Annotated in this window: 24 protein-coding genes; 12 read left to right on the top strand and 12 right to left on the bottom strand. The window is 59.5% G+C overall.

The window, feature by feature from the left end; translation table 11 throughout:
* Window positions 1-5: 5 nt before the first annotated feature.
* Both ASB65_RS07525 and ASB65_RS07520 read right to left on the bottom strand, forming a co-directional pair.
* On the bottom strand, window positions 6-1,148 hold the full coding sequence (locus ASB65_RS07525; protein WP_020811350.1) for a Gfo/Idh/MocA family protein: 1,143 nt from the start codon (window positions 1,146-1,148) through the stop codon (window positions 6-8).
* A gap of 245 nt (window positions 1,149-1,393) precedes the next feature.
* Window positions 1,394-2,104, bottom strand: a complete 711-nt coding sequence (locus ASB65_RS07520; protein ID WP_060723507.1) for a TetR/AcrR family transcriptional regulator — start codon at window positions 2,102-2,104, stop codon at window positions 1,394-1,396.
* Window positions 2,105-2,221: 117 nt separating this feature from the next.
* Between ASB65_RS07520 and ASB65_RS07515 the strand changes: the two genes are divergently transcribed.
* From ASB65_RS07515 to ASB65_RS07500, 4 genes are all read left to right on the top strand, one after another.
* On the top strand, window positions 2,222-3,511 hold the full coding sequence (locus ASB65_RS07515; protein ID WP_020810283.1) for an ABC transporter substrate-binding protein: 1,290 nt from the start codon (window positions 2,222-2,224) through the stop codon (window positions 3,509-3,511).
* A gap of 6 nt (window positions 3,512-3,517) precedes the next feature.
* Window positions 3,518-4,471: a carbohydrate ABC transporter permease gene (locus tag ASB65_RS07510; RefSeq protein WP_003508157.1), complete on the top strand. Its 954-nt coding sequence runs from the start codon at window positions 3,518-3,520 to the stop codon at window positions 4,469-4,471.
* Window positions 4,464-5,339, top strand: coding sequence for a carbohydrate ABC transporter permease (locus ASB65_RS07505; RefSeq protein WP_020810285.1), 876 nt, complete (start codon window positions 4,464-4,466; stop codon window positions 5,337-5,339). Before ASB65_RS07510 ends, ASB65_RS07505 begins: the two co-directional genes overlap by 8 nt.
* Window positions 5,340-5,425: 86 nt before the next feature.
* A complete protein-coding gene (locus tag ASB65_RS07500; protein ID WP_003508161.1) occupies window positions 5,426-6,499 on the top strand; it encodes an ABC transporter ATP-binding protein in 1,074 nt (357 codons plus the stop codon).
* 41 nt (window positions 6,500-6,540) lie between these two features.
* Here the strand turns inward: ASB65_RS07500 and ASB65_RS07495 are convergent, their stop codons facing one another.
* The 6 genes from ASB65_RS07495 to ASB65_RS07470 all read right to left on the bottom strand — a co-directional run bounded on the left by ASB65_RS07495 (window position 6,541) and on the right by ASB65_RS07470 (window position 12,091).
* The gene (locus ASB65_RS07495) at window positions 6,541-7,020 is read right to left on the bottom strand and encodes a helix-turn-helix domain-containing protein (protein WP_020810286.1); all 480 of its coding nucleotides are present in this window, start codon (window positions 7,018-7,020) and stop codon (window positions 6,541-6,543) included.
* The gene (locus ASB65_RS07490; protein ID WP_020810287.1) at window positions 7,017-7,277 is read right to left on the bottom strand and encodes a DUF4160 domain-containing protein; all 261 of its coding nucleotides are present in this window, start codon (window positions 7,275-7,277) and stop codon (window positions 7,017-7,019) included. The genes ASB65_RS07495 and ASB65_RS07490 overlap by 4 nt, the downstream gene beginning before the upstream one ends.
* 93 nt (window positions 7,278-7,370) lie before the next feature.
* The gene (locus ASB65_RS07485) at window positions 7,371-8,147 is read right to left on the bottom strand and encodes a sugar phosphate isomerase/epimerase family protein (protein ID WP_060723506.1); all 777 of its coding nucleotides are present in this window, start codon (window positions 8,145-8,147) and stop codon (window positions 7,371-7,373) included.
* Window positions 8,144-9,160, bottom strand: coding sequence for a hydroxyacid dehydrogenase (locus tag ASB65_RS07480; RefSeq protein ID WP_060723505.1), 1,017 nt, complete (start codon window positions 9,158-9,160; stop codon window positions 8,144-8,146). Before ASB65_RS07480 ends, ASB65_RS07485 begins: the two co-directional genes overlap by 4 nt.
* A complete protein-coding gene (locus ASB65_RS07475; protein WP_080868583.1) occupies window positions 9,157-11,034 on the bottom strand; it encodes a DUF2264 domain-containing protein in 1,878 nt (625 codons plus the stop codon). The genes ASB65_RS07480 and ASB65_RS07475 overlap by 4 nt, the downstream gene beginning before the upstream one ends.
* On the bottom strand, window positions 11,027-12,091 hold the full coding sequence (locus ASB65_RS07470; protein ID WP_060723504.1) for a LacI family DNA-binding transcriptional regulator: 1,065 nt from the start codon (window positions 12,089-12,091) through the stop codon (window positions 11,027-11,029). Before ASB65_RS07470 ends, ASB65_RS07475 begins: the two co-directional genes overlap by 8 nt.
* 112 nt (window positions 12,092-12,203) lie before the next feature.
* On the opposite strand from ASB65_RS07470, the gene ASB65_RS07465 reads away from it, so the two are divergent.
* The 7 genes from ASB65_RS07465 (at window position 12,204) to ASB65_RS07435 (ending at window position 20,445) form a co-directional block, all read left to right on the top strand.
* A complete protein-coding gene (locus ASB65_RS07465; RefSeq protein WP_060723503.1) occupies window positions 12,204-13,496 on the top strand; it encodes an ABC transporter substrate-binding protein in 1,293 nt (430 codons plus the stop codon).
* 180 nt (window positions 13,497-13,676) lie between these two features.
* Complete coding sequence (locus tag ASB65_RS07460) at window positions 13,677-14,606, top strand: ArsR/SmtB family transcription factor (RefSeq protein WP_020812829.1); 930 nt, start codon at window positions 13,677-13,679, stop codon at window positions 14,604-14,606.
* A 121-nt stretch (window positions 14,607-14,727) separates the two neighbouring features.
* Window positions 14,728-16,239: an alpha-N-arabinofuranosidase gene (locus tag ASB65_RS07455; protein ID WP_060723502.1), complete on the top strand. Its 1,512-nt coding sequence runs from the start codon at window positions 14,728-14,730 to the stop codon at window positions 16,237-16,239.
* A gap of 7 nt (window positions 16,240-16,246) precedes the next feature.
* Entirely contained in the window at window positions 16,247-17,320 is a 1,074-nt protein-coding gene (locus ASB65_RS07450) for an ABC transporter ATP-binding protein (RefSeq protein WP_060723501.1), read from the top strand.
* 75 nt (window positions 17,321-17,395) lie between these two features.
* Complete coding sequence (locus ASB65_RS07445) at window positions 17,396-18,670, top strand: extracellular solute-binding protein (protein ID WP_060723500.1); 1,275 nt, start codon at window positions 17,396-17,398, stop codon at window positions 18,668-18,670.
* Between the two features lie 66 nt (window positions 18,671-18,736).
* Complete coding sequence (locus tag ASB65_RS07440) at window positions 18,737-19,621, top strand: carbohydrate ABC transporter permease (protein ID WP_035213836.1); 885 nt, start codon at window positions 18,737-18,739, stop codon at window positions 19,619-19,621.
* Window positions 19,618-20,445, top strand: coding sequence for a carbohydrate ABC transporter permease (locus tag ASB65_RS07435; protein ID WP_060723499.1), 828 nt, complete (start codon window positions 19,618-19,620; stop codon window positions 20,443-20,445). Before ASB65_RS07440 ends, ASB65_RS07435 begins: the two co-directional genes overlap by 4 nt.
* Before the next feature lie 12 nt (window positions 20,446-20,457).
* On the opposite strand, the gene ASB65_RS07430 is transcribed toward ASB65_RS07435, so the two are convergent.
* The 4 genes from ASB65_RS07430 to ASB65_RS07415 form a co-directional block, all read right to left on the bottom strand.
* Window positions 20,458-21,189 carry an ABC transporter ATP-binding protein gene (locus tag ASB65_RS07430; RefSeq protein ID WP_003508188.1) on the bottom strand — a complete coding sequence of 244 codons (732 nt, stop codon included), beginning with the start codon at window positions 21,187-21,189 and terminating at the stop codon, window positions 20,458-20,460.
* The gene (locus tag ASB65_RS07425; RefSeq protein WP_060723498.1) at window positions 21,186-22,055 is read right to left on the bottom strand and encodes an ABC transporter permease; all 870 of its coding nucleotides are present in this window, start codon (window positions 22,053-22,055) and stop codon (window positions 21,186-21,188) included. Before ASB65_RS07425 ends, ASB65_RS07430 begins: the two co-directional genes overlap by 4 nt.
* Window positions 22,052-23,047 carry an aliphatic sulfonate ABC transporter substrate-binding protein gene (locus tag ASB65_RS07420; protein WP_020812836.1) on the bottom strand — a complete coding sequence of 332 codons (996 nt, stop codon included), beginning with the start codon at window positions 23,045-23,047 and terminating at the stop codon, window positions 22,052-22,054. The genes ASB65_RS07425 and ASB65_RS07420 overlap by 4 nt, the downstream gene beginning before the upstream one ends.
* Window positions 23,048-23,196: 149 nt before the next feature.
* Entirely contained in the window at window positions 23,197-24,525 is a 1,329-nt protein-coding gene (locus ASB65_RS07415; protein WP_060723497.1) for an LLM class flavin-dependent oxidoreductase, read from the bottom strand.
* Here ASB65_RS07415 and ASB65_RS07410 point away from each other — a divergent pair.
* The gene (locus ASB65_RS07410; protein ID WP_060723496.1) at window positions 24,524-24,703 is read left to right on the top strand and encodes a hypothetical protein; all 180 of its coding nucleotides are present in this window, start codon (window positions 24,524-24,526) and stop codon (window positions 24,701-24,703) included. The genes ASB65_RS07415 and ASB65_RS07410 overlap by 2 nt on opposite strands.
* Window positions 24,704-24,812 lie beyond the last annotated feature (109 nt).

The raw sequence follows: 24,812 nt of genomic DNA, 5'->3' as shown, positions 1-24,812 counted from the left end.
CCTCCTCAGGAAAGGGCGGGAACGTCGAGCCAGCGGCGTTCCTTCCACGATCTCAGCCCAAGTTCGGCAAGCTGCACGCCCTTCACGCCTTCCATGAGGCCATAGGGCCAAGGATCATTGTCGACGAGGTGGCGCACGAACATTTCCCACTGCGCCTTGAAGCCGTTGTCATAGACGACATTGTCCGGCACCTCCTGCCAGGTCTTGTAGAAATCGATGGTCTGAGGCTGGTCCGGGTTCCACACCGGCTTCGGCGTATTGGTGCGGTGCTGGGTAAAGCATTTGGTCAGGCCCGCCACCGCCGAACCATGGGTGCCGTCCACCTGGAAGGTGACGAGGTCGTCGCGGCGCACCCGCACCGCCCATGAGGAGTTGATATGGGCAATGGCGCCGCCTTCCAACTCGAAGGTCGCATAAGCGGCGTCGTCAGCATCCGCTACATAAGCGCGGCCCTGCTCATCGAAACGTTCCGGAATATGGGTGGCGCCGAGGCAGCTTACGGATTTCACCGGTCCGAACAGATTGTCGAGCACATAACGCCAGTGGCACAGCATATCGAGAATGATGCCGCCGCCATCTTTCAGGCGGTAATTCCAGGAGGGCCGCTGCGCCGGTTGCCAGTCGCCTTCAAAAACCCAGTAGCCGAATTCGCCGCGCACGGAGAGGATTTTGCCGAAAAAGCCGCTGTCGCGCAGCATGGCGAGCTTGCGCAGGCCCGGCAGGAACAGCTTGTCCTGCACCACGCCATGTTTGATGCCGGCGCTTTCGGCGAGCCGGGCGATGGCCAATGCCTCTTCCATCGTGTCAGAAATGGGTTTTTCGCAATAGACGTTCTTGCCGGCCTTGATGGCTTTCTCCAGCAGGCTGCCGCGCATCTGCGTCGTGCCGGCATCGAAGAACAGTGTGTCATCGGGGTTTGCGAGGGCAGCGTCGATGTCGGTCGTCCAGCGCGCGACATTGTGCTTTTTGGCGATTTCCTCGATCTTCGCGCCATTGCGGCCGACCAGAATGGGGTCGAGCATGACCCTTTCACCGTTCTTCAAAAGCACACCGCCCTGATCTCGAATGGCGAGAACGGAGCGCACGAGATGCTGGTTGTAACCCATGCGGCCGGTGATGCCGTGCATGATGACGCCGATACGTTTCATGAATTTCCTCCCAAGGCGGCCTTTTCCCGAAAGCCGCTTCTGTCAAACATGGAAATTTGTAACCATTTGGTTATTTGTGGTCGTGAAGGATGCGATCTGTCAAGGTGTTTTCGACAGGAAAAATTCGTCTTGTGCGAACTGTCGCGTTTACGTATCGCCACCGCGCCGCAAAAGAAAACGACGCGCTTCGCGGATGCGAATGGCGCGTCGTCGCTGTTGTTAAAGAGGAATTCGGTTCGGCCGGCTCAGACCGGCCGCACTGCAGCAAGCAGGGTATCGACGATGTGCTGGCCCCAGCGTTCCAGCTCGGCCGGATCGGTGAGGTCGCGCTGGAAGATCGTCGACAGCGTGAACCGGTTCGAAAGATAAAAAGCGCCGAGCGAAGCGATGGTCAGATAGACGTCGATCGGATCGAGGCCATCACGAAATTCGCCCGCGTCGCTACCGCGCCGCAGCACGTCCTCGAGTTCTGAAATAAAATTCGAATGCATCGCCGCAATCGTCGGAGATTGCCTGAGATATCGGGCTTTATTGAGGTTTTCCGTGGCGAGGATACTCAGGAATTCGGGATGGTCGAGGAAGTAGTGCCAGGTGAAAAGCGCAAGCTCGCGCAAGCCCTCCGACGGGGCCTTGCGGGTCAGGTCAAGCCGTCTTTCGGTGTGGCGGATATGGCGATGGGCATCCTCCAGAACGGCGAGATAAAGCGCATCCTTGTCGCCGAAATAATGGTAGATCATCCGCTTGTTGGTGCCGGCGCGCCGGGCGACGACATCGATTCGAGCCCCCGCCAGCCCCTTGGCGGCCACCTCGCGACGGGCGGCTTCGAGAATGGCGGCGCGCGTTCTTTCCGGGTTTCGCACCTGTGTCGTCGCGCGTTTGCGCTTGGGCGACGGTGTATTCTCCATGGCCGGATCGGGGGCCGGATCGGACGGCTGGTTTTTTGTCGTTTCTTCCATTTCAGCACCCGCTTGACAATGTTTGCGATCAGTGTTCCCATGTAACCAATTAGTTATAAAACGGCAAGTGTCGTTTACGTTCATCATCAATTGGCAGTCAATAGGGAGGAGTTGCCAATGCCCATGATGCTTCACAGGAGAGGCGTGCTTTCAGCAGGGCTTGCGGCCCTGTCGCTTGCAACATTGGGAGGGGGTTCGGCGCAGGCTCAGGCCGCGCGCCTTCGCATGTTGTGGTGGGGTTCGCAGGAGCGCGCCGATCGCACCAACAAGGCGATAGCAGCTTATAAGCAGGTCAAGCCGGATCTCGACATTGCCGGTGAATTCGCGGGCTGGAGCGATTACTGGCCGCGCCTTGCAACGCAGGTTGCCGGCCGCAATGCGCCTGACCTGATCCAGATGGATTATCGCTACATCTTCGAATATGGCCGCCGCGGCGCGCTGGCGCCGCTGGATGACTATATCGGCAAGGGCCTGAAGATCGAAGATTTCGGCAAGATGAACATCGATTCCGGCCGGGTCGATGGCAAGCTCTACGGCATCAATCTCGGTGTCAATTCCAGCGCTGTCTTCTTCGATAAGGCAGCCTGGGAGAAATCAGGCGCAACGCCGCCAGCGATCGGCCAGACCTGGGAAGAGTTTGCCGAAAACGCCGCCAAGCTCAGCAAGAACAAGCCGAAGCCCGGTTATTACGCGACGGCCGACGCCAGCGGCGTGGAGCCGAGCTTTGAAAACTGGCTGCGCCAGAACGGCAAGTCGCTCTACACGCAGGATGGCGGCATTGGCTTTGATCCGACCGATGCGACCAAGTGGTTCACCCTGTGGGCGGATCTGCGCAAGAGCGGCGCCTGTGTGCCCGCCGATGTGCAGGCGCTTGACCAGCTCAACATCGAAACGAACCCGCTGACGACGGGCAAGGCGGCAACCGCATTTGCCCATTCCAACCAGTTTGTCGGTTATCAGAAGCTCAACAAGTCCAAGCTTGCCATAAGCTCCTATCCGAAGAGCACGAAGGATGGCCCTTCCGGCCATTACCTGAAACCTTCCATGCTCATCAGTGTCGCCAATGGCAGCCCCGGCATTGAGCAGGCTGTCGGCTTCATTAATTTCCTCGTTGCGGAACCGCAGGGTATCGACATTCTCGGCGTCGAGCGCGGCGTTCCGGCATCGGAATCCATGCGCAACCAGCTGAGCAGCAAGCTCGACGAGGTCAGCAAGATCATGGTGGACTATATCGCCGAGATTACCCCCGGCGTCGGCGATCTGCCGCCGGCACCGCCTCCGGGCGCGGGCGAATTCGCCTTTGTCCTCAAACGCACGGCGGAGGAAGTCGGTTTCGGCAAGATCACGCCGGAAGAGGGCGGTGACCGCCTCGTCAAGGAATCCGAAACCGTTATCAAACGGAAGTGATGGTTTATGGCCTTTCGATCTGAAACTCTTGTAGAGGAGAGCCGTGGCGCGGCTCTCCCGAAACGGGGCGGTGTGAAGCGGATTTTCGACCGCAACGTTCACGCCTATCTGTTTCTCCTGCCCTGGCTGATTGGCTTCTTTGGCCTCACCCTCGGCCCCGCGCTCGCGTCGCTTTATCTGTCTTTCACCAATTACGACCTGTTGCAGTCGCCGGACTGGGTGGGGGCGGCCAATTATGTGCGCATCGCTACCGCCGACCCCAAATTCGCCGCCGCCATGCAGGTCACCTTTACCTATGTGCTGCTGTCGGTGCCGCTGAAGCTGATCTTCGCGCTTCTGGTGGCGCTCGCCTTCAATCGCGGCATCAAGGGCCTGACGCTTTATCGGGCGATCTTCTATCTGCCGTCGCTGCTCGGTTCCAGCGTCGCTATTGCCGTGCTCTGGCGCCAGCTTTTCGCCTCTGACGGTCTCGTCAACATGATCCTGTGGCAGGCTTTCGGTTATGAAGGGCCGAGCTGGATTTCCAATCCGGATTACTCGATCTACACGCTGGTCATCCTGTCCGTCTGGCAGTTCGGTTCTCCGATGATCATCTTCCTCGCGGGTCTGAGACAAATCCCGCAGGATATGTACGAGGCCGCCGAAATCGACGGTGCGAGCAAGGTGCGGCAATTCTTCCGCATTACGCTGCCGCTTTTGACGCCTGTCATCTTCTTTAACGCGGTCATCCAGACGATCGACGCCTTCAAGGCCTTCACCCCCGCCTTCATCATTTCCGAAGGCACCGGCGGGCCGATCAACTCGACGCTGTTTTATACGCTTTATCTCTACCAGGAAGCCTTCGGTTTCTTCCGCATGGGTTATGCCTCGGCGCTTGCCTGGATTTTGGTGATCATCATCTCGCTGTTCACGGCCTTCTCGTTCCTCAGCGCGAAATACTGGGTGCACTACGATGACTGATGCTGTTACCGCCCCCCGGCCGGGACAAGGCCCGCAACGTTCACCGCTGAAATCGGTGATGCTCCACACGGCTCTGATCATCGCGTCCTTCGCGATGCTCTATCCGATCCTGTGGATGATATCAGGTTCCTTCCGGCCGCAGGACGAGCTGTTCGGCTCTTCCTCGCTCATCCCCTCGGCGGTCGATTTCGGCGGTTATATTCGCGGCTGGACGGGGCTGCAGGTGAGCTTCGGGCAGTTCTTCTGGAACTCCTTCTTCATATCGATACTCGCCACCATCGGTAATGTCGTCGGCTGCTCGCTTGCCGCCTTCGCTTTCGCCCGCCTCCGCTTCGGCGGGCGCAATTTCTGGTTCGCGCTTATGCTCGGCACGCTTATGCTGCCCTATCACGTCGTGCTCATCCCGCAATATATCCTGTTTCTGGAAATGGGCTGGGTGAACACCTCGCTGCCGCTGATCGTGCCGAAATATCTGGCGACGGATGCCTTCTTCATTTTCCTGATGGTGCAGTTCTTCCGTGGCATCCCGCGTGAGCTGGATGAGGCGGCTGTCATGGACGGTTGCTCACCCTTCCGCATCTACTGGAAGATCATGCTGCCTTTGTCGCTGCCGGTGCTGGCCACCGCCGCCATCTTTTCCTTCATCTGGACCTGGGACGATTTCTTCGGGCCGCTGATCTATCTGAACGACATCAATACCTACACCGTGCAGCTCGGTCTCCGATCCTTCGTGGATTCCACCGGCAGCTCGGATTGGACCTCGCTTTTCGCCATGTCCAACCTGTCACTGGTGCCGGTCTTCCTGTTCTTCCTGTTCTTCCAGAGGCTGCTCATCGAAGGCATCGCCACCACGGGCATGAAACGCTGAACGGAACCGAGATCGGGAACGCATTTTAAGACAATCAACACTGTCGCTGCCGCCCTGAATGCGGCGCGGCAGTCGGGAGAAACAGCATGGCAAGCAGCATTACTCTGGAAAAAATCGTCAAGCGGTTCGGCGCCTTTCCGGTCGTTCACGGCATCGACCTCAAGATCGAGCCGGGTGAGTTCACCGTCTTCGTCGGCCCCTCGGGCTGCGGCAAGTCCACGCTTCTGCGCATGATCGCCGGTCTGGAGGAAATCTCGGAAGGTGATCTTCGTATCGACGGCGAAAGGGTCAACGAAACAGCCGCCTCCAAGCGCGGCATCGCCATGGTCTTCCAGTCCTATGCGCTCTATCCGCATATGAGCGTCTACAAGAACCTCGCCTTCGGTCTCGAAACGGCAGGCTACAAGAAACCGGAAGTCGAAGCGCGGGTGCAGAAGGCCGCCGATATCCTGCAGATCGGCCCGCTGTTGCAGCGCAAGCCGAAGGCACTTTCGGGCGGTCAGCGCCAGCGTGTGGCCATCGGCCGCGCCATCGTGCGCGAGCCGAAAATCTTCCTCTTCGACGAGCCTTTGTCCAACCTCGATGCCGAACTGCGCGTGCAGATGCGCGTCGAAATCGCCAAGCTGCACCAGACGCTGGGCAGTACCATGATCTATGTGACGCATGACCAGGTGGAGGCCATGACCATGGCCGACAAGATCGTGGTGCTGCGTGACGGCCGCATCATGCAGGTGGGCCGCCCGCTCGATCTCTACAACAATCCGGCCAACCAGTTCGTGGCAGGCTTCATCGGTTCGCCGAAAATGAATTTCCTCTCCGCAAAAGTGGCTGCAGGGGACAGTTCCAACCGCACCATCGAGGTGGCCGGCCAGCGCATCGTGCTGGAAAAGCCCGTCGCGGCTGCGCAGGGCGAGCCGCTCACCTTCGGCGTGCGTCCCGAACATGTGAACCCGCAGGCGCAATCCTCGCTCGGCGAAGCTTCTATCCAGCTCGTGGAACATCTCGGCGGCTCGACGGTGGTTTACACCAACACCCCCGACGGCCAGCCCGCCACTGTGCTGCTGGACGGCCAGCGCCAAATCCGCATCGGCGAGACAATTCCCTTTGCCTTTGATCTTTCGAAGACGCATCTGTTCGGGGCGGATGGGCGGCGGATATAGCCCGTTGCCCGTCGTGGTTTTGGTAACCGGGCGACGTGCTCTTAGGCGGCGTGTTTGGGGCGTCCGGGACGGCGTGGCCGGAAATGCGCATGCATCAGAAGCGGGTCACGTTGGGTGACCCGCAGCAGCATCTTTACCGCGTGGCTTACAGGCGTGCCTGCACGATAGTTGTTCCACGTCCGTAAAGTGACGCCGAGAAAATCCGCCGCCTCATTATTGGAAAGGCCGATTTCCTCCTGCCATTTGCGCAAATCCTCCACATCGAAGTCCCGCTGGTCCTCTGCGATCTGGTAGAGGTGATAGGCATCGATCGCCAAGTCGTCTCCGTCCCATTCCACACTCGCACCATAGTCGGCGACTGTCGCGGTCTTCCAGATATCTGCCGAATAGAGTGGATTGAGCAACTCTCCTCCGGTCGCTATCCATCCGGTCAGATCGGCGGTTGATCGGCTTCCATCGGCCCAGTCGATGGTAAGCGTTCCAGGTGGATTGGGCAGAATGGCTTTGATGCGTGGTGTCATGACTTTGTTCCCTTTCCTACAATGGGAAAGCGCGGGTTCGTCCGATTCCATTCATCGACAATCAGGTTCCCATTGGCTCTCGCCCATGCCAAAGCTTCGGCTTCAGACCTGCGAGATAGCTTGCCGCGCAGGATTTCCAGAGTTTCGATGTCGACAAGAGCATCAGCATCCGGTGTTATGATGTGAAAGTGCGGCGGCAAATGATCGTTCGCATAGATGCGTATGATGATGTTCCCGATTTGAATTAATTTGCCCATGCAGCCCCCACGGCATCAATAAAACATAATGCATAAATTTCACTATGTGAAGGGCGGGAGTGGAGCATATTCTGGCCAGGCAGAAGGCGGGCTCTATGTTCTATAAAGAATGTCTCTGAGAATCATGGCATCTTCTGCGAACTGATCGATATCGTCACCTTTGACAAATTCCAGCATTGCGAAAGCCGGTTTTGTCCAAGCGCTTTCCGGCAGCGCATCAATGCAGGCCCGCCAGTAGTCCGTGCGCTCGGCAAGCGGCAGGCGGCTGGCGTCGGCAAGCCAGGCGAAGACGTGAAGATGGCAGATGCGCGAGCCAAGTGCGGATATTTCCGCAAGTGCATCGTCCAGCGGCAGGCCGGGTGCGGGTTGCCAGTAGAAGAAAAGGTTGGGTGCGGCCAGATCCTGCGCCAGTTGCAGGGCCGAGGGCAGGGTGTCGGTCAGCGAATTGGGGTGATATTCGAGGCCGATCGTCATGCCATAGTCTTCCGCCCGGCGGGCGATTGACGCCAGCGCCTCAGTTGCCGCGCGGCGCTCCGAGGGCGAATAATCCGCTGAGGGGCGTTTGCGCTGGCCCGGCCAGATGCGGATATGGCCGGCGCCGAGCGCCTTTGCTGTTTCCAGCACGGCGGTCATGTCCTCGGGCGAAAAATCGGGTGCGAAAATGTAGGAGCCGTAGGAAGAGACGACGAGGCCCGCTTTCGCCGTCCGCGCCGCCACATCCCTTGCATTGGCAAGGTCGCCTGACGGCACATGGATATCCGCGCCCCATTCGATTGCCCTGATGCCATTTGCGGCGGCAAGGTCGATGACGGCCTGCACCGACAGGGAGCGGAAGGTGACGGAGCAGAGGCCCGGCTCAAACATTCTCATGCGATCAGTTCCAGATGTTCCGGCCGCACCTGCTGTTGCAATGGCGCTGCGCGGCAGAAGCGTTCGATTTCGGCAATCGCCATGTCGCCGAGCCTTGCACGTTCAAGGCCGGTGGCACCGGCGATATGCGGCGTCAGAAAGACGTTCGGCAGGCTGTAGAAGGGTGACCCGGGTGGCGGCACTTCCGGGTCGGTCACGTCGATGACAGCTTCGATGCGTCCGGTTTTCAGTTCGGCCAGAAGCGCGTCTTCATCCACCAGCGCGCCGCGCGCCGTATTGATCAGGGTTGCGCCGTTCTTCATGCGGGCAAGCGCGTCCGCGCCGATCATGTGCCGTGTCTGCGGCAGGGAGGGTGCATGCAGGGAAATGACATCGCTCACCGCCATCAGTTCCTCGAGCGAGACAAGACGCACACCGAGCTTTTGCGCCTCCGCAACGCTCAGGAGCGGATCGAAAAGGATGAGGTTGAGATCGAACGGTTGCAACAGATTGATGACGCGGCGTCCGATCCGCGATGCGCCGACGACGCCGACCGTCAGGCCGAGATTGCCGATGGCCTGCGCCTGCAATCGCTCGACAGGTGCGCGGTCGCGATGCTCCAGATAAAGACGTCGGAAGCCGAAAGTGCGCTTGCCGGCCAGCAGGATCATTGCCAGCGAAAATTCGGCGACCGGCTGCGCATTCGCCTCCGCCGCGCTGCACACGGTAATGCCGCGATCGAACACCGCTTGCGACAGGAAATATTTGACCGTGCCGGCGGCATGGGAAATCAGCCTGAGACGCGGCATCAGCGCCAGTTCCCGCGCGCCGATATCCGGACAGCCCCAGCCGGTTAAAAGAATATCCGTCCGCGCCAGCTGCTCCTTTACTGAAGCGGCGTGGAAATCGCAGATTCGCCCTGTGTCGAGAATCTCGACGCTCTGTGACAGCCTTTCGAACGCCTGCGGTGTCAGCACATGCTGGGTTCGCTCCGGGTCCATGGCGAGGCTGAGACGCGGAAGCGGGCTCGTCATTGCGGCTCTCCCGTGGCCGCCATGCTGCTGACCGGAACACCCTGTTCCGCAAACAGGCGGTCGAGCGCCCCCATATCCGGAAGTGCCGGAACCATCGCCAACGCTTTTTCGCTTTCTGGCCCGGCCACCCCGGCAAAGACCGCGCAGGCAAGCAGGGTTTCGCCCGCCGGAATCTCGCCCCGCAATTGCGGCACCGTGGTCTTGGCGTTGATGAGATTTGTGTTGGGCAGCGCCTTCAGCGCCACGCCGTGACGGGTCATGCTGGAGCCGATATCGATGATGGCGGATATGTCGGTGCCGCAATCGGCTGTCGCCCGGCCGGTCTCTTCGCTCACGACGTCGCGGTCGCCGTCGTTACGGTTGATGGCGAAGCCGCCTTCGGTCGCCGAAAGGGGGCGGGTCGACGTGATCCGGTGCAGCCTGATATGCCAGTCACCGGCCGCAACCAGCGTGGTTTCAACGTCGACATCGGGGAACGGCTTCCATGTCGCCCGCAGGCTTTCTTCCGCCAGCAGAACCTTTTCGTTGGTCTCGCGCACGCGGTAATGCAGGCCGTCTTCCGAAAAGGCCAGCATATTGTCGAAACCATTGGTGCGGAAGCCGCGCTCATCCATTTCGACGCCAAAACCATAACGGGAGGAATAGGCGAATTTGGCATATTTTTCCGGCCCGCCGCGCATGGAAAGGTTTTCCTGACCACTGGAAAGCGCCGTGACATTGCCGGCGGCCCGCATCATCACCATGCCGGGATGAGCGAGCGACTTTGGTTTTGCGGATGTTTCAGGCTGCTTTTCCTCCGCCAGCCAGAAGGGATGGCTTTCCGGCAGGGCCAGCGGCAGAAAGGCCTTGAAGGCCCAATAGGGCGAGCCCGCCGAATTATAGCTTTCGGACATGGTGAGCTGCGGATAGGCGTAACCGATGGAGAGCACGCCGTCGCGGTCGGCAATCGGCTTTTTCGCCCACCAGCGCAGATGCTGCAGATAAAGCCCCTTGATCTCGCCCCAGGGCAGCGTCTCCTCATCGGCAAAGGCCAGACCTGCCCAGAAGCCGCCGCAGGCGAAACGATAGGTCATGGAGCGCCCGAAGGCGAGTGTGCCGCCATCCTCATCGAACCAGCTGGCGAAATCGCCAGCGAAGAGGCGAGCGCGCTCGCGGTAGCGTTCGGCATAGGCATCATCAGGCTTGCTGAGCTTCGCGTAGATCAGGCCGTAAAAATGCATGGCGAAGGCGATGTAGTGATCGATGCGGCGGTAGTTGCCATCGCGATACCAGCCGTCAGCGATATAAAACTCGTCCAGTTCCTTCTGGAATGTCTCGGTCAGGCTGCGGTCGAAATCGATGCCGAGATGATCAAGGGCCATATCGACCATCACCCGGAAAAACTTCCAGTTATTATCGGCGTAATTGCGTTCGCGCGCCGTCAGCAGATAACGGCGCACATTGTCTTTCTGCACCTCGGACAGCGGTTCCCACAGGTGTTGAGGCGCAAGCCGCAGCGCAAACCCGATTGCGGCAAGCTCCACCAACCGCTGGTCCTTCTGGCGCACGTCACCCCAATATTCGGGATGGGAGGGATCGGTGCCGTTGGCTATTCCCTGCGCCAGAAGCGGCCAATGGTCGAAATGATCGCCGCTGAGCGCAAGCGGGGCGATGCCCCAGAGCGGCCGGGCGAAACCTTCCAGATCCGCCGCCGCCCGGTCGAAATGCGCGGCGGCCCCGCTGAGCGTCACTCTCGCGCCGCCCGGCGAAAAATAGGCAAGAAGCGGCGCGAAACTGTCATCCAGCGCCCGCCGGACATCGGCGCGGCTTTTGAGCGGATTGCCATGCAGCGGATTAAAGCTGGCCATATTGAGCCTGGTCATGGTGTCATGCATCGCGTGTCGCCTTTCCCGTCTTTTTCGCCTTGCCGGCCGTCTGTCCTTCCACCAGCTGCACGCCAAGCTGCACCTGGCGGGCATTGGCGGAAGGTTCCGTCAGCCGGCGGCGCATCAGTTCCACCGCCTCACGGGCGATTTCGCGACGATCGACCCGGATTGTGCTGAGACGGGGCGTGGAGAGTTCGGCAAAGGGCAGGTCGTCGAAGCCGATGATGGAAAGATCATCCGGCACGCCGAGCCCAAGCTCCTGCGCCGCCCCAAGCGCACCCAGCGCAATCGCGTCATTCATGCAGAAAATGCCGGTGAGTTCAGGGTTTTTGGCCAATAGCTGACGAACCGCATCGCCTGCCTGTCCGAAACCGCTATCCGCCGTCGAAAGCAGAAATTCCTCATAGGTCGCGCCCTCTTCCTCGAGGATCGTATGGCGAAAGCCGCGCATACGCTCCCTTATGGTGTGGCGATGATGCGGGCCGATATACGCGACCTTGTGGTGGCCGAGTTCCAGAAGCCGCCGCGCCGCCAGCGCGCCGCCGTAAAAATTGGAAGGCGAGACGCAATCCAGCATCATCGAGGGATCGGCGCTATTGACCAGAACCGGTTGCAGCACACCCTGCGTGATGCGGTGGATGATTTCATCCTCGGGGTCGAGACCGATGGCGAGAAGACCGTCCACCTCGCAGACCCGCTGGGTCAGGGCGTCGTCGATCTGCTTCTGATGCAGAAGCCTGATATCAAGTTCGAAGCCATCCGTCTGGGCAAGGCTGCGCAGCATGTCGAAAATATCGTGATAAAAAGCGCCGATATCGCCGGTCGCCCTTTCGGCGGACATGAGCGCAAGGATTTTCTTGCCCTCCAGCGGCACGCCCCCGGTCTGGGTCGTGACCGGCCGCAATGGATAACCAAGCTCCGCCGCCACCCCCAGAACCTTGGTCTGGATGGATGCGCTGATACCCTTTTCCCCTGCGAGAACCCGCGAAACGGTGCTGATGGAAACGCCGGCGCGCTGGGCGATATCCGACTGGCGCGGGCGGCTGATGTCGGGCGTATCGTTCATATCGTCTCCTGCGCTTGCAAAAAAATCTAATATGATGCAAATATTGCAAACCAAGAAAATTTGCAAGAATTTAAGTGTTCAGTGAAAAATTTGCAAAACGCGGGAGGAGCAGATGCAAACTATCGACAGACGTGGATTTTTGGTGACGGCGGCGCTGGCCGGTCTCGGCGTGGCGGCGGGCGGTTTTCGCGCGGCCGCGGCCGAAACCCGGCTTCGCTGCGTATGGTGGGGATCTGCCGACCGCAGCAAGCGCACCAACGACGTGATCGCCCTTTACCAGAAGGCGAACCCGCAGACGGAGATCAGCGGTGAGATGATCGCCGGTTCCGATTACTGGACCAAGCTCGCGACATCGATGGCGGGACGGAACGTCGCCGACATCTTCCAGCTAGAACCTTCCACCATTGCCGATTATTCCGGCCGTGGCGCCTGCATGGAGCTGGACCAGTTCGTCGGCAAGTCGCTTGATCTTTCCACCTTCGGCAAAAGCGAAGTCGATCTCTGCCGTATCGATGGCAAGCTTTACGGCGTCGGCCTCGGGCTGAATTCCTTCTGCATGATGTATGACGCCGATACGCTGAAGGAAGCCGGCGTTTCCGTGCCGCAGGACCAGATCACCTGGAAGGCGCTGGCGGAACTGGCGCGCGATTTCAAGAAGAACGGCCCGGCAAAACGGAACTATTGGGCGGTGCCTTATGGTGCGCGTTATCACTATGTTTTCGATGTCTGGCTGCGCCAGCGCGGCAAGCTTCTGTTTCAGGACGGCACCATCGGCTTCAACAAGGAAGATGCGAAGGAATGGTTCGCCTATTGGGAGGACCTGCGCGAGAACAAGCTCTGCGTTTCCGCCGATATCCAGACGCGTGACGACAATACCATCGAATCCAACGCCCTGACGCTTGGCAATTCGGCCATTGGTTTTGCCTATTCCAACCAGCTGGTCGGTTATCAGAAGCTCAATAAACAGACGCTGTCCATCGGTATGCTGCCGGGTGAGGGGGCGGGCAAGCCGACCGGGCACTATTACCGGCCGGGCCTTATCTGGTCCATTTCGTCCACCTCGACCAATGCGGAGGCGGCGGCGAAATTCCTCAACTTCTTCGTCAATGATCTCGGGGCGGGCAAGGTGCTCGGCGTCGAGCGTGGCGTGCCGCCGGCCAAGGTCGTGCGGGAAGCATTGTTGCCGAGCCTCAACGAGACCGAGCGCAAGACGGTGGATTATATCGAAAGCCTGTCGGGCAAGCTCGATTCCTATCCGGAACCCGCCCCGATCGGCGCCAACGAGTTTGACCGTGGCGTGATGCGTCCCATCGCCGATTCGCTCGCCTTCGGCCGCGCCAGCGTGGACGAAGCGGCGCAAAACCTCGTCGACACCGGCACGCGGACCCTGCGCAAGCGCGGCTGACGACGAAACGGGCGCCGCCACACGGAATCGAAGCCGTGTGGCGGTGCTTTTTATGGCATGCCTAGGGTGAATGGCGCTTCACACCTTTGAAAATTGTTTGTCAGACAAACAGTGCTGGACAAGTGCATGGCATTTAAGCCAGAAATTCTGATCTGGATCGATAAATCTGAAGATTAGAATATGGCGCCCAATTTCCTTCTCGTTGATGCTGAAAAAGAGTTCGATGTCCTGAAAGCGGCGGCGTCGCTGATCCGCGTGCAGATATTGAAGCTGCTGCACGAGGCGAGCGGCCTCAATGTCAACGAAATTGCGCAGAGGTTGGATTTGCCGCAGTCCACAGTTTCCGCCGGCGTTGCCGTTCTCGAGGAGGCGGGGCTGCTGCGAACCGAGACGCGCAAGGCGCGCAAGGGCAATCAGAAAATCTGCTTCGCCACCTGTGACGAACTCATCGTTTCCTTCCGCAAACCCGAGGCGCCGGCAGCATCAAATTACATCGCGGTCGCCATGCCGCTCGGCCTTTATACCCAGAGTTCGGTCACCGCGCCCTGCGGTATCTGCTCGCCGGAGGGCATTATCGGCCTTCTTGATGTGCCCGATACTTTCATGGATCCAGACCGGATGAAGACGGCGCTGTTGTGGCTGACATCGGGCTTCGTGGAGTATCAATTCCCCAACAATGCCAAGATTCAGGGGCGGAGCGTCGAGGAAATAGAGTTTTCGATGGAAGTCAGTTCCGAGGTGCCGGGAACGCACAGCGACTGGCCGTCCGATATCACGCTGTCCGTCAACGGCAGGGAAATCGGTGTCTGGACATCGCCCGGGGACTTCGGCGACAAGCGGGGCGTGTTTACGCCTGACTGGTGGAAGCTTTCCGGTTCCCAATACGGCATGCTCAAGACCTGGCGCATCACCGCGCAGGGAACCTATGTCGACGGAACCCGGATTTCGGATGTGACGCTCGCAGATATTGATCTCGCCAGCCACCGCTCCATCCGGTTGCGCATCGAGGTCAAGGCCGATGCAAAACATCCGGGCGGGCTGAATATCTTTGGCCGCGGCTTCGGAAATTACGATCAGGACATCGTCCTGCGCCTGCGCACCGCTGACTGATCCAGCCAATTTTCAAAAGTATGATTTTCGCGGTTGACAGGCGCGGATTCCCTCGGCAACTATATTATCAAATATGGTTCATATCATATTTTAAGATATAAATGCGCAGGGAGGAGAGCCTATGAAAGCGCGGGTTTCAGTCCACCGGGACTTCCGGATTGGGCGTATCGACGATCGTCTGTATTCCGCCTTCATCGAGCATATGGGGCGTGCGATCTATGGCGGGATTTATGAGCCCGGCCATCCGCAGGCGGACGCGAACGGCTTCCGCAAGGACGTCCTGAAATTTGTTCAGGACCTGAAAATTCCGGCCATCCGTTATCCCGGCGGCAACTTCGTTTCGGCCTATCGCTGGGAAGACGGCATCGGGCCGCGCGACCAGCGCCCCATCCGCCTCGACCTCGCATGGCGCTCCAAGGAAAGCAACCAGATCGGCATCAACGAGTTCGCCGACTGGGCGCAGATGGCTGGTATCGAGATGATGCTCGCCGTCAATCTTGGTTCTCGTGGTCTGGATGACGCCCGTAATTTCCTTGAATATGTGAATTTTCCGGGCGGCACCGCGCTTAGCGATCTGCGCCGCAGCCACGGCACGGAAAAACCCCACGACGTGAAAATGTGGTGCCTCGGCAACGAGATGGACGGCCCCTGGCAGATCGGCCACAAGACCGCGGTGGAATATGGCCGCCTGGCGAACGAAACCGCCAAGGCTTTCAAGGGCTTCGATCCGACGATTGAAGCAATCGTCTGCGGCAGTTCCAATGACGGCATGCCGACCTATCCCGAATGGGAACGCGAGGTGCTGGAGGAATGCTACGAGAATGTCGATCACATCTCGCTGCACAAATATTTCGGCAATAACAGCCGCGACACGCTGAATTATTTCGGCAAGATCGAGGAAACCGGGCGTTACATCCAGACCATCGCCGGTGTCATCGATTATGTGAAGGCGAAGAAGCGCGCCAAGAACGATGTTTCCATCTGCTTCGATGAATGGAACGTCTGGTATCACATCCGCGAAGAAGACGGCAAACGCATCAAGAGCTGGGACTGGCCGGAAGCGCCGGCACTTCTGGAAGAGACATACAACTTCGAAGATGCGCTTTTTGTCGCTGGTCTGCTCAACGAGTTCATCCGCCGTTCGGACCGCGTGCGCATCGCCTGCATCGCCCAGCTCGTCAACGTCATCGCCCCCATCCGCGCGGAAAAGAACGGGCCGGCCTGGCGTCAGACGATCTATTATCCCTATCAGTTCGCCTCGCTTTATGGCCGTGGCGTTGCGCTGAACGTTGCGGTCGATTGCCCGACTTATGATTGCAACGCGGCCGATGACGTCAAATATCTCGATGTCGCCGGTGTCTATGACGAGGCGGAAGGCATTGTGACGCTGTTCGTGCTCAATCGTCATCTGACCGAGGCGGCAGAGATCAATGTCAGCCTCACCGGGTTCTCCTCGGCGACGCTCGATCTGCATCTGGCCATGGCGGGCTATGACCTGCGTGTCGGCAACGGTCCGGATCAGCCGGATCGTGTCGTGCCGGTGCCCGGCAGCGGCGTCGGCGTTGAGGACGGGGCGCTGAAGGGTTCCCTGCCGGCGCTGTCATACCATGTGCTGCGGCTGAAGGTTCAGTGAGGCGGCCATGGGTGTCCGTCTCAACAATATCGCCAAGTCCTTCGGCTCCTTCGCTGCGATCCGGGATGTCTCGATGGAAATCCCGACCGGTAGCTTTGCGGTTTTCGTCGGGCCTTCCGGCTGCGGAAAATCCACGCTGCTGCGCATGATCGCTGGTCTTGAGGAGACCAGCGGCGGGCATATCGCCATCGACGACCGCGATGTCACGGCCGTCGAACCGGCCGATCGCGGTGTCGCGATGGTGTTCCAGAACTATGCGCTTTATCCGCATCTCAGCGTGTTCGAGAACATGGCCTTCAGCCTGCGTCTCGCGCGCCGCCCGAAAGCGGAGGTGAATGAGAGGGTGGGCGAGGCTGCCCGCATCCTGCAGCTCGAAGACCATCTGCATAAAAAGCCTTCGCAGCTTTCCGGCGGCCAGCGGCAGCGTGTGGCGATAGGCCGCGCGATCGTGCGGCAGCCGAAGGTCTTCCTCTTCGATGAGCCGCTGTCGAACCTCGATGCGGAACTGCGTGTCCAGATGCGTCTGGAGCTGACCCGGCTTCATCGCAAGCTCGGCGCCACGATGATCTATGTCACGCATGACCAGGTGGAAGCCATGACGCTTGCGGACAAGATCTTCGTGCTGAAGGGCGGTGTGGTGCAGCAGGCCGGTGCACCGCTTACCCTTTATGACGATCCGGATAACCGTTTCGTGGCGGGTTTCATCGGCTCGCCGGCGATGAACTTCCTGCATGCGGAAATTGTCGAGCAGGCAAACGGCGTGGTGACGCTTTCGCTCGATGGCGGCCAGAGACATCTCGAAGCGCGGCTTTCGCAGCCTGTTTCCGCCGGCCAGCGGGTCGAAATAGGCGTTCGGCCCGAACATCTGATGATTTCGCAGGACGGCGCCCTGCCTGTCAATGTCGAGGTGGCGGAGGAGCTGGGAGATGTCTCCTACCTCTATACCCGCGCGTCGTCAGGCAAGGAAATCATCGTGCAGCGGCAGGGTTCGCGCGAAAGTCTGGACGGCCGGTCCGTGTCGCTGAGCGCCTCGCCCGACCATATTCTGGTTTTCGACACGGATGGCAAAAGGTTGCGATAGGCGCGAGGAGGCGTCTTTCGATGCAGCAGACCGCCTCTTCAAGGGGTGTTTCCACATAAACGGGAGGAGTGAACGATGCGATTGATCAAGACATTGCTTGTTGGCACGGTTCTGGGTTTGACCGCCCTGCCGGCGCTGGCCAAACAGGATATCGTCTGGTGGGACTTTCTGTCCGGCGGTGACGGCGTGCGCATGAAGGCGCTGATCGATGCCTTCAACAAGGAGCACCCGGATATCCAGGTCAAGGGGACGACGCTGGAATGGGGCGTTCCCTTCTATACCAAGGTGCGGACCGCCTCTGCCGTCGGGGAGGGGCCTGATGTCATGACCTACCACCTGTCGCGTGCGCCGCTCGCCCTGCAGGAAAAGGTGCTGAGCGAGATTACCGACAAGGATCTTGAGGAGGCCGGACTAAAGAAAGACGATTTCTTCAGCGCACCGCTTGAAGCGGCCACCCATGACGGCAAGCTTTATGCCGTGCCGTTCGATATTCACGCGCTTGTTCTTTATTACAATGCCGATCTCCTGAAAGGCTCGCCCTACCTCGATGCCGAAGGCAAGTTGACCGGCATCCAGACGATGGATGATTTCGAAAAGGCGCTGGCCTGGGCGAAGGAAAAGGGTGTCCAAACGCCGGTCACCTATCAGTCCGGCGGCGAAGCCGGTGTCTGGCGCGTCTTTTACACTTTGTTCTCGCAACAGGGTGGCGAACTCGTCACCAATGGTGAGGTTCTGGCCGGCGACAATGCCGAAAAGGCCGCCAAGGCAATCGACACCATGTCGAAATGGCGCGAAAACGGCTGGGCGCCGGAACAGGCTGAGTATCCTGCCTCCGTCGCGCTCTTCTCCGCCGGAAAATCCGCCTTCCAGCTGAACGGTGTCTGGGAAGTGCCGACCTACAAGGACCTGGAGAAAAACGGCAACCTGGGCTTCAAGTGGAGCGCGGTCGAGGTTCCGCCCTTCATGGGCAAACGCGCCACCTGGGCGGATTCGCACGCTTTCGCCATCCCCAATCAGGGCGACAAGACCGTTTCCGGCGAGAAGCGCGCCGCCGTGATGAAGGTGATCGGCTGGATGGAAAAACACGCCATCAGCTGGGCCGATGCCGGCCATATTCCGGCCTATAAATCGATCACCGAAAGCAGCGAATACAAGGCGATGCAGCCGAACGCCACCTATGCATCGCTGGCGGAAGCGGCGGTGTTCGATCCGAAGACGACGATCACCGGTGGCGCTTCGCCCGCCTATGATGCGGCTCTCAACGTCATCGCCCCGGCCATTCAGGGCTTCATGAGCGGCACGGATGCGGTGGAGCAGATCAGGGAAGAGCTGCAAAGCAAGCTGAAGTAACAGGAAACCTGCCCTCCGGTTTCTGGCCGGAGGGCAGCACGCAATGCAAGGTTCCGGAGACATTCCATGGCTATGATTGAAAACCGGCGCAAGAAATCGCTGATCGCGCTGTCGATGGTGACGCCGTTCATCGTGGTCTTCGTCACCTTCTTCCTTTACCCGCTGATCGAGATGGTCCGCATCAGTTTCACCGATGCGCCGCTGATCGGCGATGGTGACTGGGTGGGGTTCGCGAATTACGCAAAGCTGCTGAGCGACCGTCTCTTCGTCACGTCGCTGAAAAACAACGGCTATTTCGTGCTTCTGACCGTCGTGCCGACGACCGTCATCGCCCTGATGATCGCTCTCGCCGTCAGCCGCCTTTCGGGCGTGAAGCAGACGATCGCCATGAGCCTGTTTTTCCTGCCCTATGTGCTGCCGGTTTCGGTCGTCACGGAAATCTGGGCGTGGATGCTCGATCTTCAGTTCGGCATTCTCCAGCCGGTGATTTCGCTGATTGCCGGAAAACCGGTCGCGGTTTTCAAGAACCCCTACTGGGTCATGCCGATGGTCGCCGTCGTCACCATCTGGTGGACGAACGGTTTCAACGTGCTGCTGTTCATCGCCGGTCTGCGCAATATTCCGGCGGAGCTTTACGAGGCTGCATCACTTGACGGTGCAACGACGTGGCAACGCTTCTGGCGGGTGACTTGGCCGCTTCTCTGGCCCGTCACCGCGCTCATTCTCACACTGCAACTGATCCTGCAGCTGAAGATATTCGACCAGATCTATCTCCTGAGCGGCGGCGGACCCTTCAATTCCAGCTTCGTGCTGCTGCTCAAGGTATATCGCGAAGCGTTCCAGCTGAACAATGGCGGTTACGCCTCCGCCGTCGCCACCGTGCTCTTCCTGCTGATCGTCACCGTTTCCATTCTCCAGTTCCAGTTGCTGCGCATCCGGAGGAACTCATGAGCTTCACGAAAAGACTAGAAAACGTCGTTCTGACCCTGCTGACATTCTCAGTGGCGCTCGTGTGGATCTTTCCGCTCTACTGGGGTTTCGTGACGTCGCTGCGTTCGGACAATAATGTTGCCGGTAACATGTCGCTGTTGCCCGATGAGTTTCAGCTTGGGGCTTATGTGAACGCCCTCTTCAACACGCGGCTGTTGACCTGGTATGTGAATTCCATCGGCACCGCCGCAATCGTCACTGTCTCCGTGCTGCTGATTTCGATGCTGTGCGCCTATGCCCTGTCGCAGATCCGCTTTCCGGGACGGCGTCTGCTTTATGGCATCGTGCTTGCGAGTTTCATGGTGCCGGCGCAGACACTCGTCGTCACCCAGTTCATCCTGATGAAGAACCTCAACCTCATCAACACCTGGGCGGGCATCATCCTGCCGCAGCTCATCACGCCCATCGTCATCATCGTTTACAAGCAGTTCTTCGACAGCGTGCCGAAGGAGATGCGCGAAGCGGTGGTTCTGGATGGCGGCGGCGAATATACCATCCTGTTCAAGGTCTATCTGCCGCTGAACTGGGGGATCACCACCGCCATGGCGATCGTGACCTTCATTACGGTGTGGAACGCCTTCTTCTGGCCCTTCCTGGTCGTCACCTCTGAAAACATGATGACGATCCCCGTCGGCATTACCCAGGTCAACGACACTTTCGGCATTGTTTATGCGCGCCTGATGGCCATCGCCATGCTGGCGGCCCTGCCGGTCATCATCGCCTATGTCATCTTCCAGCGGCGCGTGACGGAAGCGATCATGATCTCCTCCGGCGTGAAAGGGTGAGGCCGGCGCTGCTCAGATGACGTGGGCATTGTGTAGGGCGGTCAGCACCTCGTTCTTGAGGTGTGCGAGCTCAGGAGAACGCCGATCGCGCGGGCGCGGGACGTCCACCTCTATCCGCTGCTGGATACGGCCATCATGGGCGCCCATCATGTAGATCCGGTCGCCGAGATAGAGCGCCTCGTCGATATCGTGGGTGACGAGCAGGAAGGAAATGCCGCGCTGTTCGACGAGTTTCAGCACAAGGTCCTGCAACTTCATCCGCGTGAAAGCATCGACCGCACTAAAGGGTTCATCGAGCAGCAGGATGCGCGGCTCGGTATAGAGCGCTCTTGCGATCGCCACACGTTGCGCCATGCCGCCCGAAAGGGCCTTCGGCAGCGCGCCGCCATGGCCGCTCAAACCGACATCGTCAATCAGCCCCTTCACGCGCTCAACATCATATTTCCTGCCGGCCGCATAACCGATGTTTTCGGCAACCGTCAGCCACGGCATCAGGCGGGGCTCCTGGAAGACAAAGGCGATGGGCGGTGAGTCCGATGCCTTCTCCTCGTCTTGCTGAACTCTGACAGCGCCTGAAAAACGCCGGTCGAGGCCGGCGGCGATGCGCAGCAGCGTGCTCTTTCCGCAACCGCTGGGGCCAAGGAGAACCGCCGCTTCGCCGTCACCCAGCGTGAGCTGGATATCCTGAAGGATCACCGTGTCGCCGAAAGCCTTTTCGCGCACATCGACATTGAGCAAACTCATCGCAGGCGTCCTTCCTGCTGAAGGGGATAGCTGTCGCGCCAGCGCAGGCAGCGGTCTTCGACAATCTTGAAGATGCTGTCGGAAATCTTGCCCAGCACCGCAAGGCAGATGATGGCGATCATGACGAGATCAGGCCGGGAAAGCTCCCGACCGTCGGACAGCATGTAGCCGATACCTTCGGACGCGGCCAGAAGCTCGGCCGCAACGACACTCAGCCAGGCAAGAGACAGCCCGTAACGCAGGCCCGTGAAGAGATGCGGCAGGGAGGCGGGAATGAAAATCCGCCACACCAGCACGGGCAGCGGCTGGCGATACATCTCGCCAACCTCCACCAGCTTGCGGTCGACATTTCGGATACCGGAAAAAAGATTGAGGTAGACGGGAAAAAACGCGCTTTTGGCGATCAGCACGATTTTCGAGGTCTCGCCGATGCCGAACCAGATCATCAGCAGCGGCACCCATGCAAGGCTTGGGACCGCCCGCAGCGCCTGAAATGTCGGCTCGAGATAACGCTCGGCGGCAATCACCAGACCAACGAGCGAACCGACGACGATGGCGAGCAGGGAGCCGATGACGAAGCCGACGAAGACGCGCGCGGTACTGGCCGCAACATTCGTCCACAGGGGACCTTCCGCAAGCCGCAGGAAGGTGTCGTAAAGTTCGGAGGGCGGCGGCAGCACATAAGGGCTGACCCAGCCGAGGCGAACGAAAAGCTCGAGCAGCAGCAGCGACCCGACGGGCACGATTGCGCCGCGCAGATCAAAGCGGCCAAGGAAATTCCCCACCCTTTGCGCAAGTGGCAACCGGGAAGGGAATTGTTTCGCGGTCTGTTTCACGCGCTGGAATTCGCGCGGATGGGAATTCATGCGCCAAGTGCCTTTTTCGCCGGTGCCGGATCGATCAGCGATGACAGGACAGTGTCGACATTGACGCCCGGGCGCAGGACGTCGTCGCCCAAGAGCGGCGTGACGATGCGGATCGAGTTCAGCAATTCCTCACCGGGAACGGGATCCTTCCAGTCGCGCTTCTCGATCGTCAGCTTGGTGATCTTGGGATCGTTGCCGGTGACCTGTGTGACGAAATCGATGAATTCGCCCTTGTTTTCACGGATCCATTTCTGCGTCTGCACCCAGACGCCAAGAAGCCTGTCGACCGCTTTCGGGTGCTTCGCCAGAAACTCCTCGGAAACGCTGAAGACGCTGCCGTCGCGCCAGCTGCGTTCATCGAAAATCGCCCGGTCGCCCGCAAGCTCGGCCTGGGAGGTATGCGGATCGATGCCGACCCAGGCATCGACCTGACCCTGCTGAAGCGCGTTGAAACCTTCCGGATGCTGCAGGTTCACGACCTTGAGGTCATCGATGGACAGCTTGTTCTGGTCTAGCGCGCGGACGAGGGTGAAATAGGGCGCGGTGCCCTTGGTCACCGCAATGGTCTTGCCCTTGAGATCGGCGACGGTCTTGACCGGCGAGTCCGGGCGCACCTGGATGATGGAGGAACCGCCCCAGCTCGCCACATAGATCACCTTCAGCGGCACGCCGTTGGCGCGGGCGAGAAAGGCTGATAGTGCGGCCGAGCCGGCAAAATCCGTCGAGCCGACTTTCAGGAATTCGAGCGAATTGTTGCTGCCGCGGGATTGCACCCAGGTGATCTTGGTGCCGACATCCTTGAAAGCCTCCTCAAGCCAGCCCTTGTTCTTTATCAGCAGCGTGTGGGAGGAGTAAAACCCCCAGTCCAGCTTCAGCTCCGCAGGAAATTCCGGCGAACTCTGGGCCAGGGCATTGCCCGTGACAAGTGGTGCTGCGAGCGCGCCGGCAATACCGAATTTGAGGATCTGGCGGCGGGAATGTTCGGCCTTCATATTAATTCACCTAATTTATGTAATTTGTGTACTTAAAGGGTATGGGCGGGTGTTTTTAAGGTCAATCCGCCGTTCTGGAACCCCATGCCAAACTTTGCGAGCGGCGTGGAAAATCTCCCTACCGCGAGTGCGATTGGCGCGATGGCGCGTTATTCAGGAAAAAAACGATTGGCCGGCCGTTGCAGGCCAAGATGGTCGCGCAATGTCGGCCCCTCATAGTCCTTGCGGAACAGCCCGCGCCTTTGCAACTCCGGCACCACCTGCGTCGTGAAGTCGTCAAGGCCGGCTGGCAGGAAGGGGAAGGTGACATTGAAACCGTCCGAGCCTTCCTCATGGAGCCATTGCTCCATTTCGTCGGCGATGGTCTTTGGCGTGCCGACAAAGGCAAGACCCGCATAGCCGCCCAGCCGTTGGGCGAGCTGGCGCACCGTCAGGGCTTCGCTTCGGGCAAGCTCGATGACCCTTTCGCGGCTGGATTTGCTGGCATTGGTCTCGGGAATATCAGGCAGGGGGCTATCGGGATCGAAACCGGAAACATCGTGGCCCAGCGCAATGGAAAGCGAGGCGATTGCGCTGTCATAATGGACAAGGCTGTCGAGCCTGGCGCGTTTGGCCTTTGCCTCTTCCACACTGTCACCCACGAGAACGAAAGCGCCGGGCAGGATGACGATTCCGTCGCGGGAACGACCCGCCGCGACGGTCCTGTCCTTGACGTCCTTATAGAAGGCCTTTCCTGCCGCAAGCGTGGGTGTTGCGGCAAAAACGACTTCCGCGGTTTCGGCGGCAAGCTGGCGCCCCGGCTCGGAAGCCCCTGCCTGAACGATAACGGGCCAACCCTGCACCGGGCGCGCGATGTTGAGCGGTCCGCGCACGGAAAATTCGGGGCCCTTGTGGTCCAGCACATGCATCTTATCGGGATCGAAGAACAGCCCGCTATCGACATCCCGGATAAAGGCGTCGTCCGAAAAGGAATCCCAGAGGCCGGTGACGACATCGTAAAATTCCCGCGCACGGCCATAGCGCTCCGCATGGTCAGGCTGTTCCTCGCGGCCGAAGTTCCGGGCTGCGTCGGGATTTGACGTGGTGACGATGTTCCAGCCGGCGCGGCCATTGCTGAGGTGATCGAGCGAGGCGAAACGCCGGGCCACATGGTATGGCTCATCGAATGTGGTGGAGGCGGTGGCGACCAGTCCGATGCGGGAGGTGACGGCGGCGAGCGCCGAAAGCAGGGTGAAGGGCTCAAAGGAGGTGACGGTATGGCTGCGGCGCAATGCCTCCGTGGGCATGTTCAGCACCGCCAGATGATCGGCCATGAAGAATGCATCGAATTTCGCGGCCTCGAGCTGCTGTGCGAAGCGCGCGAGATGGGCGAAATTGAAATTCGCATCCGGGAAGGCGCCCGGATAACGCCATGCACCCGTGTGGAGACTGACGGGCCGCATGAAGGCGCCGAGATGCAGTTTGCGATCATTTGCCATGGGCTTCGCTTTCGTTGATGTTTTCGGCTCGCGCGGCGCGTTGCTGATGGCTTTAACTGCAGGCAGGCCTTTGCTTGTCGCGACGATATCCCTGCCGGACGATCGACGCGGCGAAGACTATTCCGATTATGATTTCCGAACCGAAAGATTTTTGCTGAAATTCTGCATTTGGCGGTGATCCCGTGGCGGCAGCCGCTCGGTCATCTTCGAAGTGTAACAGCGGAGTGGCCGCACTAAGATGGGTGGCGGCAAGCATTCCTCTGGCATGCAGATTATAATTAATATAT

It is taken from the genome of Agrobacterium tumefaciens str. B6 (assembly GCF_001541315.1).
GTDB classification, from domain to species: Bacteria; Pseudomonadota; Alphaproteobacteria; order Rhizobiales; family Rhizobiaceae; genus Agrobacterium; species Agrobacterium radiobacter.
This window is presented reverse-complemented; position numbering and strand designations above follow the sequence as displayed.